This is a genomic window from Rhodococcus sp. Z6_132, from assembly GCF_058133635.1.
Genome location: NZ_JBYUNP010000001.1, coordinates 777,014 through 790,935, shown reverse-complemented (window position 1 = coordinate 790,935; position 13,922 = coordinate 777,014). Strand labels below are relative to the sequence as shown.

The 13,922-nt window shown below is 73.2% G+C and carries 15 protein-coding genes and 1 pseudogene; 6 read left to right on the top strand and 10 right to left on the bottom strand.

Annotation, left to right across the window (positions count from 1 at the left end; all coding sequences use genetic code 11):
- Positions 1-7: 7 nt before the first annotated feature.
- The 3 genes and pseudogenes from AC3YO9_RS03705 to AC3YO9_RS03695 all read left to right on the top strand — a co-directional run bounded on the left by AC3YO9_RS03705 (position 8) and on the right by AC3YO9_RS03695 (position 2,239).
- Positions 8-562 carry a hypothetical protein gene (locus AC3YO9_RS03705; RefSeq protein WP_489982176.1) on the top strand — a complete coding sequence of 185 codons (555 nt, stop codon included), beginning with the start codon at positions 8-10 and terminating at the stop codon, positions 560-562.
- A gap of 10 nt (positions 563-572) precedes the next feature.
- Positions 573-1,388: an alpha/beta hydrolase gene (locus AC3YO9_RS03700; protein WP_489982175.1), complete on the top strand. Its 816-nt coding sequence runs from the start codon at positions 573-575 to the stop codon at positions 1,386-1,388.
- Positions 1,381-2,239 (top strand): annotated as a pseudogene (locus AC3YO9_RS03695) (DUF72 domain-containing protein). The gene AC3YO9_RS03700 and the pseudogene AC3YO9_RS03695 overlap by 8 nt, the downstream one beginning before the upstream one ends.
- On the opposite strand, the gene AC3YO9_RS03690 reads toward AC3YO9_RS03695, so the two are convergent.
- The 6 genes from AC3YO9_RS03690 to AC3YO9_RS03665 are packed head-to-tail and all read right to left on the bottom strand — an operon-like array spanning position 2,236 to position 8,070.
- Positions 2,236-3,060, bottom strand: a complete 825-nt coding sequence (locus AC3YO9_RS03690; protein ID WP_489982174.1) for an Fpg/Nei family DNA glycosylase — start codon at positions 3,058-3,060, stop codon at positions 2,236-2,238. The pseudogene AC3YO9_RS03695 and the gene AC3YO9_RS03690 overlap by 4 nt on opposite strands.
- 43 nt (positions 3,061-3,103) lie before the next feature.
- Positions 3,104-4,069, bottom strand: coding sequence for a siderophore-interacting protein (locus AC3YO9_RS03685; protein ID WP_489982173.1), 966 nt, complete (start codon positions 4,067-4,069; stop codon positions 3,104-3,106).
- Positions 4,066-4,890 carry an ABC transporter ATP-binding protein gene (locus AC3YO9_RS03680; RefSeq protein ID WP_489982172.1) on the bottom strand — a complete coding sequence of 275 codons (825 nt, stop codon included), beginning with the start codon at positions 4,888-4,890 and terminating at the stop codon, positions 4,066-4,068. The genes AC3YO9_RS03685 and AC3YO9_RS03680 overlap by 4 nt, the downstream gene beginning before the upstream one ends.
- A 2-nt stretch (positions 4,891-4,892) precedes the next feature.
- Entirely contained in the window at positions 4,893-5,963 is a 1,071-nt protein-coding gene (locus AC3YO9_RS03675; RefSeq protein ID WP_489982171.1) for a FecCD family ABC transporter permease, read from the bottom strand.
- Positions 5,960-7,018 (bottom strand): FecCD family ABC transporter permease, encoded by a 1,059-nt coding sequence (locus AC3YO9_RS03670; protein WP_489982170.1) that lies wholly within the window; start codon positions 7,016-7,018, stop codon positions 5,960-5,962. Before AC3YO9_RS03670 ends, AC3YO9_RS03675 begins: the two co-directional genes overlap by 4 nt.
- Positions 7,019-7,020: 2 nt before the next feature.
- Positions 7,021-8,070 carry an iron-siderophore ABC transporter substrate-binding protein gene (locus AC3YO9_RS03665; RefSeq protein ID WP_489982169.1) on the bottom strand — a complete coding sequence of 350 codons (1,050 nt, stop codon included), beginning with the start codon at positions 8,068-8,070 and terminating at the stop codon, positions 7,021-7,023.
- A 152-nt stretch (positions 8,071-8,222) separates the two neighbouring features.
- Here AC3YO9_RS03665 and AC3YO9_RS03660 point away from each other — a divergent pair, with 152 nt between their 5' ends.
- Together AC3YO9_RS03660 and AC3YO9_RS03655 are read left to right on the top strand one after the other, a co-directional pair.
- Positions 8,223-9,488, top strand: coding sequence for a DUF2786 domain-containing protein (locus AC3YO9_RS03660; protein WP_489982168.1), 1,266 nt, complete (start codon positions 8,223-8,225; stop codon positions 9,486-9,488).
- 83 nt (positions 9,489-9,571) lie between these two features.
- Positions 9,572-10,129 carry a potassium channel family protein gene (locus tag AC3YO9_RS03655; protein WP_489982167.1) on the top strand — a complete coding sequence of 186 codons (558 nt, stop codon included), beginning with the start codon at positions 9,572-9,574 and terminating at the stop codon, positions 10,127-10,129.
- Here the strand turns inward: AC3YO9_RS03655 and AC3YO9_RS03650 are convergent.
- Positions 10,126-10,635: an O-acetyl-ADP-ribose deacetylase gene (locus tag AC3YO9_RS03650; RefSeq protein WP_489982166.1), complete on the bottom strand. Its 510-nt coding sequence runs from the start codon at positions 10,633-10,635 to the stop codon at positions 10,126-10,128. The two genes, AC3YO9_RS03655 and AC3YO9_RS03650, sit on opposite strands and share 4 nt — an antisense overlap.
- On the bottom strand, positions 10,632-11,210 hold the full coding sequence (locus tag AC3YO9_RS03645; protein WP_489982165.1) for a TetR/AcrR family transcriptional regulator: 579 nt from the start codon (positions 11,208-11,210) through the stop codon (positions 10,632-10,634). Before AC3YO9_RS03645 ends, AC3YO9_RS03650 begins: the two co-directional genes overlap by 4 nt.
- Before the next feature lie 162 nt (positions 11,211-11,372).
- On the opposite strand from AC3YO9_RS03645, the gene AC3YO9_RS03640 reads away from it, so the two are divergent.
- The gene (locus AC3YO9_RS03640; protein WP_489982164.1) at positions 11,373-12,014 is read left to right on the top strand and encodes a hotdog domain-containing protein; all 642 of its coding nucleotides are present in this window, start codon (positions 11,373-11,375) and stop codon (positions 12,012-12,014) included.
- A gap of 12 nt (positions 12,015-12,026) precedes the next feature.
- On the opposite strand, the gene AC3YO9_RS03635 is transcribed toward AC3YO9_RS03640, so the two are convergent.
- Positions 12,027-12,953, bottom strand: coding sequence for a hypothetical protein (locus AC3YO9_RS03635; protein WP_489982163.1), 927 nt, complete (start codon positions 12,951-12,953; stop codon positions 12,027-12,029).
- 128 nt (positions 12,954-13,081) lie between these two features.
- The gene (locus tag AC3YO9_RS03630; protein WP_489982566.1) at positions 13,082-13,918 is read right to left on the bottom strand and encodes an ABC transporter ATP-binding protein; all 837 of its coding nucleotides are present in this window, start codon (positions 13,916-13,918) and stop codon (positions 13,082-13,084) included.
- Between the last annotated feature and the right edge of the window lie 4 nt (positions 13,919-13,922).

Here is a 13,922-nt window from a genome sequence, read left to right as displayed (position 1 = left end):
ATTCGTCATGACTGAGCTGAAGGTTCCCGTGGCCGTCCCCGCTGAGGGGCCGCCACGGCTGGACGCGACGCAGCTCCCGGTGTGCTCGCGCCACGGGGCGCCCGCGGCGCGGCGGGTGGACCTGGCCGCCAAGTGGCTGCCGGCGCCAGGAGAGCTCCCCGACCTGCCGGCCTCGCCGCGATGGATGCCGCTGACCCGCATGGGTGACCTCGCCGGCCGGATGGGCGCTGCCACCTACGTGCAGCTGGCCGGGTGGCCGCTGTGCGCGGACTGCGCCCGCACCCGCCGCAGGTGGAGCGCGCTGACCCGGGCGGTGCTCGGCCTCGGGGTGGTGCTGCTGCTCGCGGTGGTGGTGCTCCGGGTGTCGCTGGGCGAGCCCGTCGGGTGGCTGATGGCCCCGCTCCTGAGTGGCGCTGCCCTGGTGCTGCTGTCGGTGCTGCCGTTCTCCCGGGGCAGCCTGGCCACGCTCACCGGCACCACCTGCACCCGTGACACCTCCGCGGTGCTGGTGCAGGACCCGCACCCCGCGTTCGTCGCCGCACTGCAGGGCGACCTGCGGTAGAAAGACGGGCATGGCTGACGCGCGCACGGGCGAGGTACGAGGAAGCACCCAGAGTCTCGCCACCCGCACCTGGCCCAACCCCGACGCCACCTACGTCGCGGTGCTGGCCCACGGCTACGGCGAGCACGTGGGGCGGTACGAGCACGTGGCCGACGCGCTGGTGGCCCACGGCGCGGTGGTCGCCGGGCTGGACCACCAGGGCCACGGCCTCAGCGGCGGCGAGCGGGCGGTGATCACCGACTTCGAGTCCGTGGTGGCCGACCTCGACCAGCTGGTGCGCCAGGCCGGCGAGGACAACCCCGGCCTGCCCACCGTGCTCGTCGGCCACTCCATGGGCGGGTTGATCGCCGCGCGGTACGCCCAGCGCTACGGGCACTCCCTGGCCGCGCTCGTGCTGTCCGGACCGGTCCTCGGCAGCTGGCCCACCGTGGAGCACCTGCTCGGGCTGCCGGAGATCCCGGACGAGCCGCTGGACGTCACCACCCTCTCCCGCGACCCCGCCGTCGGAGCTGCCTACACCGAGGACCCGCTGGTGTGGCACGGACCCTTCAAGCGGCCGACGCTGGAGGCCCTCGCCACCGCCATCACCGCTGTCAACGACGGCCCCGACCTCGGCGGGCTGCCCACCCTGTGGCTGCACGGCGAGGACGACCAGCTGGTACCGCTGGCGGCCACCCGTTCCGGGGTGGAGGTGTTGCGCGGCACCCGCTTCGAGGCACTGGTCTACCGCGGTGCCCGGCACGAGATCTTCAACGAGACCAACCGCGACGAGGTGCTGGCCGACGTCACCGACTTCATCACTCGGGCGCTCAACCCCGGTGAGTGAGGCGGCGCACCAGGTACGGGTGGGGATCTCCGGGTGGCGCTACCCGCCGTGGCGCAAGGTGTTCTACCCCGAGGGGCTGGTCCAGCGCCGCGAGCTGTCCTACGCGGCCAGCAAGCTGCGCACCATCGAGATCAACGGGTCCTTCTACTCGCTGCAGCGACCCACCAGCTACCAGCAGTGGTACGCCGAGACCCCCCGACGACTTCGTCTTCTCGGTCAAGGGGCCGCGCTTCGTCACGCACATGAAGAAGCTGCGCGACGTGCAGACCCCGGTGGCGAACTTCCTGGCCTCGGGCGTGCTGGCGCTGGAGGACAAGCTCGGCCCGCTGCTGTGGCAGCTGCCCCCCAACCTCGGCTACCACGCCGATCGCCTCGCGGAGTTCTTCGCCCTGCTGCCCCGCACCACCTTCGCCGCCGCCGAGCTGGCCCAGCGGCACGACGAGCGGATGGACGGCCGCAGCTGGACCACGCCCAGCCAGGACCGGCCGCTGCGCCACGTGCTGGAGGTGCGCCACGCCAGCTTCACCACCCCCGAGCTGCCTGCGCTGCTGCAGGAGCACCAGGTGGGCCTGGTGGTGGCGGACACCGCGGGCAAGTGGCCGCTGCTGGAGACGGTGACCGCCGACGTGGTCTACGTGCGCCTGCACGGTGCCGAGGAGCTCTACACCAGCGGCTACACCGACGAGGCCCTGCAGGCGTGGGCGCGCAAGATCCGGCGCTGGGCCGAACAGGCCGACGTGTTCGTCTACTTCGACAACGACGTCAAGGTGCACGCCCCGTTCGACGCCATGGCGCTGGCCGAGCGGCTGGGCGTGGCGGCGGCTGCGGCCACCTGGGCCGAGCCCGGCTAGGCCTGCTCGCGCGAGCACCAGTAGGTGGTGCGCCCGCCCACGGTGGCCCGTTCCATCGGCGCCCCGCAGCGCGGACAGGTGCCGTCCCGCTTACGGGCGGCGACCACCTCACCGGTGTGCACCCCGCCCATCGCGATGGCGGACTCGATGGCCCGGCCCAGGGCCTCCCACAGCCGGTCCAGCTCGGGCGCGGTCACGTCCCTGGCCGGTCGGCTGGGCCGGATCATCGCCTGCCACAGCACCTCGTCGGCGAGCAGGTTGCCGATGCCCGCGACCACCGTCTGGTCCATGAGCCGCGCCTTGATCGGAGCCAGGCTGGCGCCCACCCGCTCGCGCAGCTCCTCCCGGCCGATCTGCTGGGCGTCCGGCCCCAGCAGGTGGATGTCCGGCTCCAGGCGCACCCGGCCCAGGCGGCGCTTGTCGAACAGGGTCAGCTCGCCGCCGTCGGCGAAGGTCATCCGGAAGCGGGTCCACACCGGCTTGTCGTTGTCGCCGGCGACCAGGAACGGCTCCCCGCCGCCGTAGCGGCCGCCGGAGACGTGCGGGCCCTCCGGGTCGAGCACGTAGATGCGCCCGCTCATGCCCAGGTGGATGCCCAGCCGAGGGCCGGCGTCGCCGTCGGCGGTCGTGGTCTCGCACCACAGCGACTTGCCCACGCGGTGGGCGGCGACGAGCTCGCCGCCGCGCAGGGCGGCTGCGATCTCGCCGGGGACGTGCGGGCGGCAGACGTAGGTATCGGTGTCGTCGACCTCGGTGATGCGCCGGTGCAGCGCACGCTCCAGGACCTGTCGGGCGCTCTCGACCTCGGGCAGCTCAGGCACCGGGTCAGTCTGGCAGCCCGCCGACTCCGCCAGGCCGCCGGTGTCAGGAGCCCTCGGCCCGGCCCAGCCGCCAGTAGCCCATGAACGCCACGTCGGTGCGGTCCACCCCGAGGTCGCGCACCAGGTGCCGGCGCAGGTCACGCACGGTGGCGGCCTCGCCGGCGATCCAGGCGTAGAACGACGACGAGCCGTCCTCGTCGTTGGCGGCCTCCCACAGGATGTCGCGGTCGATGTCCACCTCGGGCAGCACGTCGGCCGGCGGTGCGTCCCGGCTCGCGGTCGCGGGTGGGACGTCGGCCAGGGCGGCGCGCACCGCCGTGGCCAGCGCAGCGCCGTGCGGCCGGCCGTCCCGGGGCAGCCACACCACCTCCACCTGGGAGGGAGTGGTCACCGCGAAGGTGTCCTCGGCGCAGGGCACCTCCAGGATGGCCTGCCCGTGGTAGCCGGCGGGCAGCGTGGCCAGCACCGACGTCACCGCGGGCACCGCGGTCTCGTCGCCGGCCAGCAGCACCCGCACCGGGTGCTCCTCGCCGGCCCGCGGCGGGTGCCACTCGATGCCCCCGGGAACCCCGCCGGTGGCCTGGTTGGGACCGAGGATGGTGATCGGGTCGCCCACGGCGGCCGCGGCCGCCCACTGGGTGGCCGGGCCGCCGTGGCCGTCGGCGTCCAGGTGCAGCACGAAGTCCAGGTCGAGCTCGGGCACCGGCAGGTCCAGCCGCAGCCCACGGACGGTGTAGGTGCGCATGCATCCCCGCACCCGCGGGTCGGTGGCCAGCCAGCGCGGGTACCAGCCGGGCGAGAGGTCCAGCGGCGCCCACGGGTCGCCCAGCTCGCCGGGCACGATCACCTTCACCCGCAGGTCGCGGGTGCCCAGCGGTCCGCCGCGGTGGAACTGCGCCAGGTCAGCACCTCGGAAGGTGATGCGCAGGTAGCTGGGGGAGAGGCGCTGCACCGCGGCCACCGTCACCGGGAAGGCGAGCAGCGTGGGCACCTCGACCGGGGCGGTCATCGGCGCACCGGGGCGGTCGTCGCGCCGGAGCGGTGCCGGCCCAGCGGCACCACCATCGGCGTGCCGGTCACCGGGTCGGGCACCACGGTGGAGCGCAGCCCGAAGACGGTGCGCACCATGTCCTCGGTGACCACCTCCGCCGGGCTGCCGCTGGCCACCACCGCGCCCGCCTTCATGGCCACCAGGTGGTCGGCGTAGCGGGCGGCGAGGTTGAGGTCGTGGAGGACGATCGCCACGGTGGTGCCTCGTTCCTGGTTGAGGTCGGTCAGCAGGTCGAGCACCTCGACCTGGTGGGCCACGTCGAGGAACGTGGTGGGTTCGTCGAGCAGCAGTATGTCGGTGTGCTGGGCCAGCGCCATGGCGATCCACACCCGCTGGCGCTGTCCGCCGGAGAGCTCGTCCACGCTGCGCCCGGCCAGCTCCAGGGTGTCGGTGGTGGCCATCGCCTGGGCCACGGCCTCCTCGTCGGCGTCGGACCACTGCCGGAACCACCCCTGGTGCGGGTAGCGGCCACGGCCGACCAGGTCGGCGACGGTGATGCCCTCCGGCGCCACCGGCGACTGGGGCAGCAGGCCCAGCGAGCGGGCCACCGTGCGGGTGGAGAGCTGGTGGATGGCGCGGCCGTCCAGCAGCACCGCCCCCGAGGCCGGCTTCAGCAGTCGCGCCAGGCCGCGCAGCAGCGTCGACTTCCCGCAGGCGTTGGCTCCCACGATCATGGTGACCTGCCCCTGCGGCAGCGTCAGGGACAGGGCGTCCACCACCGTGCGCTGGTCGTAGGCCAGGGTCAGCGACCGCGCCTCGAGCGTGTGTTCGCGGTTCACGGTCATCCTCCTCGGCCCACCCGGTTGGCGGTGATCAGCAGGTACAGCAGGAACGGGGCACCCAGCGCACCGGTGACCACGCCGACCGGCACGGCCGCCCCGGGCAGCAGGTTGGCAGCCACGTAGTCGCCGGTCAGCACGATGAGCGCACCCACGGCGGCGGCGACCGGCAGTGCCACCCGGCCGCCCAGCAGCCGCCGGGCGATGGGGCCGGCGAGGAAGGCCACGAAGGCCACCGGCCCGGCTGCTGCGGTGGCCACCGCGGCCAGCGCCACGCCGATGAGCAGCAGCAGCAGGCGGGCGCGGGCCACCGGCACCCCCAGCCCGGCGGCGGTGTCGTCGCCCAGGGCCAGCCCGGTCAGGTAGCGCGCACCCAGCACCGCGGCCGGCAGCAGCACCACCAGGGCGACAGCCAGCGGTGCGGCGCGGTCCCAGCTGCTGTTGTTCAGCGACCCGTTGAGCCACCGCACCACGTCCGAGGCGGACTGGATGCTGGTGCGGGTGAGCAGGAACGAGGTGACCGCCTGCAGCACGGCGGCGATGCCGATGCCCACCAGCACCAGTCGCTGCCCGCCGAGGCCACCGGAGCGCGACAGTACGTGGATGGCCAGCGCCACGGCGCAGGTGCCGACGAACGCGGCCAGCGACACCGCGGTGCCGGTGGCGCCCAGCACCACCACCGCGAACACCGCCGACGCGCTGGCCCCGGCGGTCACGCCGATCACGTCGGGACTGGCCAGCGGGTTGCGCAGCATGGTCTGGAAGATGGTGCCGCTGATGCCGAAGGACGCGCCCACCAGCACGGCGATGACCGCGCGGGGCAGCTTGTCCTCCATCACGATGAAGGTGGCGCCGGGGATGGTCTCGCCGAGGAGGATGCGGAAGAAGTCCGGGATGGTGACGGTGTAGGAGCCCAGCAGCACGTCGACGAAGAACATCACCAGCACCGCCAGCGCCAGGGCGCCCGCGGTGAGGGTGGTGCGGCGCCGGTCACCGCGGCGGACCGCGCGCACCGTGGCGCGGGCCTCGGTCAGCGCCTGCTGGTCGGCTCCGGTGCCGGTGTGGAGGCTCACGAGGTGGCCACGGACTTGCGGCGACGGACCAGCCAGACGAACACCGGGCCGCCGATCACGGCGGTCATCACCCCGGCCGGCACCTCGCCAGGGGGCAGCGCCACCCGGCCGATGATGTCGGCGCCCACCACCAGCACCGCGCCGAGCAGCGCCGAGCCGGGCAGGATCCACCGGTAGTCCCCGGCGACGAAGCCCCGCAGGATGTGCGGCACCACCAGCCCGACGAAGCCGATGGGTCCGGCCAGCGCAGTGGCGCCGCCGCACAGCAGCACCACGCCCAGCCCGGTGACCACGCGGGTGAGCCCGACCCGTTGGCCGAGGCCCCGCGCCACGTCGTCGCCCAGTGCCAGGGCGTTGAGCACCCGGCCGGTGGCGAGGGTGAGCAGCAGACCCACCAGCAGGAAGGGCGCCACGGTGCGCACCTCGTCCCAGCCGCGGCCGGCGACGGCGCCGACCTGCCAGAACCGGAAGGTGTCCAGCGTCTGCCGGCTGCTCACCAGCACGGCGCTGGTGAGGGAGACGATGCCGGCGTTGAACGCGGCGCCGGCCAGGGCCAGCTTCACCGGGGTGGCGCCCTCGCGGCCGATGCTGGCGACGGTGTAGACCACCACCCCGGCGACGGCGGCCCCGGCCAGGGCGAACCAGATGTAGGCCTGCAGGGAGCTGAGGCCGAAGACGAAGAGGGCGATCACCACGGCCAGCGAGGCACCGGCGTTGATGCCGAGGATGCCGGGGTCGGCCAGGGGGTTGCGGGCCAGGCCCTGCATGGCCGCGCCGGCCAGGCCCAGTGCGGCGCCGACCGCGACGGCGACCACGGTGCGCGGCAGCCGCGCGCGGACCACGGTGTGGTCGGTGTCGGCCGGGTCGTGGTCGGTCCAGGCCTGCCAGACCGTGCTCCAGGCGACCGTGCGGGCGCCGTACTTCAGGGACAGGACGCAGACCACCGCCAGCACGAGCAGGGCCAGCACGAGCGCGGCCGAGCCGGCCACGCGGGATGCGCGTGGCCGGCTCGGGGTGCTCGCGGCGGTCGCCGCGCGGGTGGGGGTCTGCGTCACCGTCAGGAGGCCTTGCCGGCGGCGTCCGCCAGCAGCGGGAGGTACTGGTCCAGCGCCCACGGGATGCTCAGCACGCTGGCCGCCGAGAGCGACAGGGTCAGCGTGTTGTCGCTGGTGGTGACCAGGGCGCCGTTCTGCACCGCGGGGATCTGGCTCAGCAGCGGGTCGGCCTTGATGGTGTCCACGGTCTTGGCGTCGGCGACCCAGCTGACGAAGACGTCGGCGGCGAGCTGGTCGGCCCGCTCCGGGGACCAGCTGACGTAGAACTCCTCGCCCTTGGCGTTCTGGGCCACCACCGGGGCCAGGGTCATGCCCAGCGAGGAGAGGAAGCGCGGCCGGTTGTCCACGTCGGTGTAGAGGTAGATCTTCTCCGCCGCAGACGGGTCGAGGTTGCCGTAGATGAAGGTCTTGCCCTTCAGCTGCGGGTACTGCGCGACCTTCTCGGCGATGAGCTTCTCGTTGTCGGCGATCAGCGTGTCGGCCTCGCTGGACTTGCCCAGTGCCTGGCCGATCATCTTGGCGGAGTCCTGCCAGGAGGTGCCGTAGGCGACACCCGGCGGGGCGATCACGGGGGCGATCTTGCTCAGCTTGTCGTACTCCTCCTGGGTGATGCCGGAGTAGGCGGCCAGGATGACGTCCGGCTGGGCCTTGGCGACCTCGGTGAAGTTGATGCCGTCGGTCTCGGAGTACTGCGCCGGCGCCTTGCTGGTGCCGATCTCCGCGCCCGCCTTCTTCAGAGCCTCGTCCTTCCAGGGGGTCGAGCCCTTGTCGTTGCCACCGAACTCGTCCTTGGACATCCCTACGGGGACGACGCCCAGCGCCAGCGCCACGTCGGCGTTCACCCAGGAGACGGCGGCGACGCGGGTGGGCTGCTTGGCGAGGGTGGTCTCACCGAAGGAGTGCTTGATGGTGACCGGGTAGGCCGTGGACGAGCTGGTGGTGGGCTCGGTGGCGGCGCTGTCGTCGGAGGTTCCGGTCGAGCATCCAGCCAGGGCGAGTCCGAGCACCACGGACACGGCGGCGATCGCGCGTGTGCGGCTCCAAAGGGACATGGTTCTCCTCAGACGACGGTTAGGTAAGGGGAACCTAACAGCAGGGGTGGGTCGCTGCCTACCGGGGCGGCACCAGCGCTGCCTGCAGCGTTGCTGTGGACGGTGAGGGAGCCCACGGTCGGAGGAAGTGGGCGAAGACGGACAATGGACCCGTGGGTTCCTCGAGCAAGAAGCGTCCGGGTGCCCAGCGCACCTCCCGTCTGGCCCCCGAGCCGGCTGCCGACGCGTCGGTGGCCGAGCTGCTGCACGCCGCGGCGGCCCTGGTGGGCGGCACCCGCACCGAGACCCGTCGCCTCGACGGGTACGTGCAGCGCCTGGCGCGGCTGGATGCTGAGGCTGAGGGCGCCTGGCCGGTGCTGCAGCCGGTGCTGGAGACGCTGTGGGAGCACGGGTGGCAGCCCGCCGACGTGGCCCACGTGGTGCGGCGTGACTGGCCGGCCACCGTGGTCGACCTGGCCGTGGGGCTGGTGGCGCGCGACGTCCGGGCCCGGCCGGACCTGCCGGAGGAGTGGTCGGTGCAGCTGCACACGATCGGCGCCGAGACGGCTGCTGCGGACACCGCGGCGTGGAGCAGGCGCCACCTGCTCTCACCCACCGAGGCTTGGTACGACGTGGCGTGCCTGCTGCACCGCCTCACCACGCTGCCCACGCTGCAGGTGCTCAGCCCTCCGCCGTCACAGTGGTCCACCGGCCCGGTGCTCACCCCGGTGGCGGGCAGCGGAGGCGCTGGCGAGCCGAAGATGCTGGCCCGCATCCGGGCCCTGCTGGCCAAGGCGGAGTCCACCGACTATCCCGAGGAGGCTGAGGCGCTCAGCGCCAAGGCCCAGGACCTGATGACGCGCTACGCCATCGACGTGGCCGTGCTGCGGGCCGGTGCCGGCAGCGGGGTGCTCGGCCAGGTGCGCGCCCGCCGGGTGCACGTCGAGACCCCTTACCCCGACGGCAAGGCACAGCTGCTCAGCGTGGTGGCCGAGGCCAACGGGGCCCGGCTGATCTGGGCGGAGAGCCTGGGCGTGGCCACCCTGGTGGGTCTGCCCGAGGACCTCGACCTGGTGGAGCTGCTGTTCACCTCGCTGCTGCTGCAGGCCACCCGGGCGATGACCGAGCCGGGGCAGGGCAGCGAGAACCGCTCGCGCTCCTTCCGGCGGGCCTTCCTCATCGCCTACGCGGTGCGGGTGGGCGAGCTGCTCGAGCGCAGCAGCCGCCACGCCCAGGACGAGGCCGCGCAGGCCTACGGCGCGGAGCTGGTGCCGGTGCTGCGCGAGCGCGGCGAGGCGGTGGCGGAGGTGTTCACCCAGCTGTTTCCCGACGTGGTGGTGCGCCGCAGCCGGCCGGTGGACGCGCAGGGCTGGCACGCCGGTCGCGCGGCTGCCGACTCCGCTGACCTGGGCGCCAACCGCACCCGCCTGGCCCAGTAACCCACCGCGCTCGCCTGGACGGGCGCTGCCGGGCTGCGTAGCGTCGGGTCCTGGCCCCGGTCGGCGGCTGCGGGGAGGCGTGGGTGTCCACAGGTCGCTCCTACGCACAGCTCAGCGCGGCGCAGCGCCGCTCGCTGCTGCGTCGGGCGGTGGTGTGGCCCACCGGCACCGCGGTGGTGCTGGTGGTGGCGTACTTCGTGCTTCCACTGCGGCGGGTGGACGACGTGCGCACCTGGGTGCTGCTGGTCGCCGTGCTCGTCGTCGTCGTGGTGGTCGCGGCGTGGCAGGTCTACCGGATCACCCGGGACCGGTACCCGGTGGTGCAGGCGGCGGAGGCGCTGGCCGCGGTGGTGCCGACCTACCTCGTGGGGTTCGCGATGGTCTACCACCTGATGAGCGAGGCCAGCCCGACCAGCTTCGCCGAGCCGCTGTCCCGGATGGCCGCGCTGTACTTCACCGTCACGGTGGCCAGCACGGTCGGCTTCGGCGACATCACCGCTGACACCGACGCGGCCCGTGCGGTGGTGACGGTGCAGATGCTGGCCAACCTGGTGCTGCTGGGCCTGGGCGGGCGGTTGGTGCTGCTGGCGGTGCGCGCCGGGCGCAGCCGGTCCGCCGCCGGGGACGCCCCGCCGTCCTAGCGGAGCTGGCGCTGGATCTCCTCGGCCACCGCCGGTGAGAACGCCACCAGCGTCACCTCGTCCACCGTGGTGGGTGCGTTGCGGATCGCGGTGATCGCCTGGCTCACGGCGTCCTCCAGCGGCCAGCCGTAGGCCCCGGCGGAGATCAGCGGGAAGGCCACGCTCGTCGCGCCCAGCTCGTCGGCCACGGCGAGGCTGGCGGTGTAGGCCGAGCGCAGCACAGCTGAGCGGTCCTGGCTGCGGGAGTACACCGGGCCCACGGTGTGGATGACCCACCGGGCCGGCAGGCGACCCGCCGTGGTGGCCACCGCCTGCCCGGCCGGCAGCCCGTCGGGCAGGCTGCTCGCGCGCAGCTGCCGGCACGCCGCGAGGATCTCCGGTCCGCCGGCACGGTGGATCGCCCCGTCCACCCCGCCACCGCCGAGCAGCCCCGAGTTGGCTGCGTTCACCACGGCATCCACCGGCAGGGCGGTGATGTCGCCCTCGACCACCCGCAGCTCGGTCACGGCTGGTCCTCCGCCCCGGGGGCTCCGGTGGTGCCCACCGCCCGCCCGTCCAGCAGCCGGTGGCAGGCCAGCCGCAGGTCGTACTCCGCCTCCGCGGTGGTGAACCGGGCGTTCAGGCTGGACTGCAGGATGCCGAACCACATCATGATGAGGATGCGGATGACCGCGGCGGTGTCCTGGTCGGGGTCGTCGGTGCCCAGCACCCGGGCGAGCGCCTCCCGGATGGAGGTGTCGATGACGCGCACCTCGGGCACGGTCTCGGCGTTGGCCGACTGCACCGCCTGGATCATCGCCGACGCCAGCGTGGGGTTGTCCAACAGGTAGCCGTGGATGCCCCAGAGCGTGTCGAAGATGCGCGAGGCGGGGGTGCCGCCGGTGGGGGGGTTGCGGGCGAAGCCCTCGCTCAGGCCCTGCACCTGCCGGGCCATCACGCCGACGAACAGGTGGGTCTTGGACGGGAAGTAGCGGTACAGCGTGCCGATGGCGACCTCGGCGGCCTCGGCCACGTCGTGCATCTGCACCCGGTCGAAGTCCTTGGCCATGGCCTGCTCGGTCGCGGCCTGCAGGATGCGCACCCTGCGGGCACGTTGCGGCTGGGTGGTGGGAGCGGCCGCTGACCTGCTGTCGGCTACACGAGGCATCTGCCTACCCTTCCACCGTCCTGGGTGGTACACAATTAGAATACATACTAGTTTCCCTGCCCGTCCGGGCGAACAGCCCCGAGAGGCAGAATGCAGATGACCCAGGCAGACACCGGCTTCGGCTCGGCCAGCCCCAACGGCCAGAGCCCGACCGGCCACCCGGTGGCAGTGGTGGAGGCCACCCGGCGCGTGGGGGAGGCCCTGCTGCGCACCGACCTGCCGGCCGAGGAGCTGCAGGACATCGCCGCCCAGCTCGACGCCATCGCCGCCCGCCTGGCCGTGGGCGCCCCGAGCCACGAGCAGGTCGCTGACGAGCTGCGCGGGTGGAAGCGCCCGCCCGAGCACGACCCGGCCTCGGGGGCCCGCAACGTGGTGGCCCCACCGATGCGGCTGGTCGGCGACGGCCCCCGCACGATGATCGGCGAGGTCACCCTGAACTGGCTGCACCACGGGCCGCCGCACCACGCCCACGGTGGGGTGAGCGCGCTGATCCTGGATCACGCCCTCGGGGTGTGCAACGGCTGGGCGGGCAAGCCCGGAGTGACCGCGTCGCTGACCATGACCTACCACCGGATGACCCCGCTGAACGTCCCGCTGACGGTGCGCACCGAGTGCCTGAGCATCGAGGGCCGCAAGATCCGCACCGTCGGTAGCATCGAGCACGAGGGTCAGGTCTGCGTCTCCGCGGAGGGACTGTTCATCGCGCTGCCGGGCATGCAGCAGCCGGAGCAGGACTAGCGCCACGGCGGCCTATCCGGTGGCCGGGGCGGGCTGCTCACCGCCGGGCTCGGTCGCCCCGCCGCCCTCAGCCTCGGCGTTGCCGAACACCGCCACGGCCACCGCGCCCACCACCGCGAAGACGAAGCCCAGCGCCGCCAGCCACTGCAGCCCGGGCTTGGCGGCGTCGCCGAGCAGCCACACGCCCACCACCCCCGGGATCACCGTCTCGCCCACCACCAGCGCGGCGGTGGCCCCGGTGACCGAGCCCAGCTGCAGGGCGACGGTGAACAGGTAGTACCCGCCGATGCCGCCCAGGGCGATGGTCCAGGAGGCCGGGTCGCTGAGCAGCACGGGAACGTCCAGCGGGTCCAGCCCCTCGGTCACCCGCACCGCGATGGCCAGCACCCCGAACGCCAGCCCCGCGAACAAACCCGCGGCGATCGATCCACGGCTGCCCAGCCGGCGCACGGTGAGCTGGCCGATCACCAGCAGCGCCACGGCGATCCCCAGCAGGCTCCAGTGCAGCACCGGGTCGACGTCGCCGCCGCCCTCCTTGCCGGCCGAGACCCCCAGGGCCAGCAGCGAGGCCACGACCACCGCGATGGCCACCCAGTCCCGCCGGTGCAGCCGGGTGTGCAGCACCACCACGGCCAGCAGCGCCGTCACCACCAGGTTGGAGCTCATGATCGTCTGGGACAGGAACAGCGGGATCAGCCGGGCCGAGACGGCGTTGCTGGCGAAGCCCAGCACGTCGAGCAGGGTGCCGGCGACGTACCAGAAGCTGAGCACCGCGGCGAGCGTGGCGGCCAGGGTGGGGGCGCCGGAGCTGGTGGCCTGGTTGGTCGCACCCTGCGCCTTGGCCCGGGCGGCGGAGCGGCGGGCGGCGTAGGCCTGCAGCACCGACGAGGTGCCGTAGCTGATGCAGGCGAGCAGGGCGCAGAGCAGGCCGACCAGCATGGATGCCCCTGCCTCTCAGCGAGCGCGGCAGCGATGGTTCTGCTCACCGACGATAGAGGAACCAGACCGGTGGGGCGTGCGGTCTCATCGCCGGGGTGCGCGGGGCTCACCCAGGTTCAGGGATCAGGTCAGCCGTCGGGGAGCTCACCGCCGTGGAACAGCAGCTCGGTCAGCGTGTCGACGTAGGCGTGAAACTCGGCGGTCCGCATCGTCGCCGCGGTGCGGGGACGCGGCAGGTCGATCGGCACGACCTCGATCACCCGACCGGGCCGCGCGCTCATCACCGCCACGGCGTCGGACAGCAGCACGGCCTCGCTGATGCCGTGGGTGACCATGAGGGTGGTTGCCGGCTTCTCGGTCCAGATGCGCTGCAGCTCCAGGTTCAGCCGCTGGCGAGTCATGTCGTCGAGCGCACCGAAGGGTTCGTCCAGCAGCAGGACCGACGGACGGAGCACGAGGGCTCTGGCGATCGAGACCCGCTGGCGCATGCCGCCGGACAGCTGCGCCGGCTTGGCCTTCTCGAAGCCGCTGAGGCCGACCAGGTCGATCAGCTCCCGCACTAGCTCCGGTTCGGCTGCCAGACCAGCCGCCTGCCGCGGCAGCGCGATGTTCGCCTCGACGGTGCGCCAGGGCAGCAACGCCGAGTCCTGGAATGCGACCCCCAGCTCGTGCGCCGTGCGCAGCTCTCGCGGGCTCATGCCGTGGACGAGGGCCTGCCCCGCATCGGGCTGGTCCAGTCCCGCGAGGATGCGGAGAACGGTGGACTTGCCGCAGCCCGAGGGGCCCAACAAGGACAGGAACTGGCCCTCCGAGGTGCGTAGGTCCACGTTGTCGAGGGCCGCGACGGAGGTGCGCCCAGACTTGAAGGAACGGGTCAGGCCGGTCACGTCGAGGCCCGTGCCGAGCGGGCGCTGGGGACGGGCAGCGGCGGTGCTGTGCTCCGCGGGTGAGCGAGTGGCAATCACGTTG

Excerpts from the sequence above, each read along its gene's own strand:
- AC3YO9_RS03705 (WP_489982176.1), top strand. The coding sequence starts at position 8 with ATGACTGAGCTGAAGGTTCCCGTGGCCGTCCCCGCTGAGGGGCCGCCA.
- AC3YO9_RS03700 (WP_489982175.1), top strand. The coding sequence starts at position 573 with ATGGCTGACGCGCGCACGGGCGAGGTACGAGGAAGCACCCAGAGTCTC.
- AC3YO9_RS03685 (WP_489982173.1), bottom strand. The coding sequence starts at position 4,069 with ATGACCGCCCCGGTCGAGGTGCCCACGCTGCTCGCCTTCCCGGTGACG.
- AC3YO9_RS03665 (WP_489982169.1), bottom strand. The coding sequence starts at position 8,070 with ATGTCCCTTTGGAGCCGCACACGCGCGATCGCCGCCGTGTCCGTGGTG.
- AC3YO9_RS03640 (WP_489982164.1), top strand. The coding sequence starts at position 11,373 with ATGACCCAGGCAGACACCGGCTTCGGCTCGGCCAGCCCCAACGGCCAG.
- AC3YO9_RS03635 (WP_489982163.1), bottom strand. The coding sequence starts at position 12,953 with ATGCTGGTCGGCCTGCTCTGCGCCCTGCTCGCCTGCATCAGCTACGGC.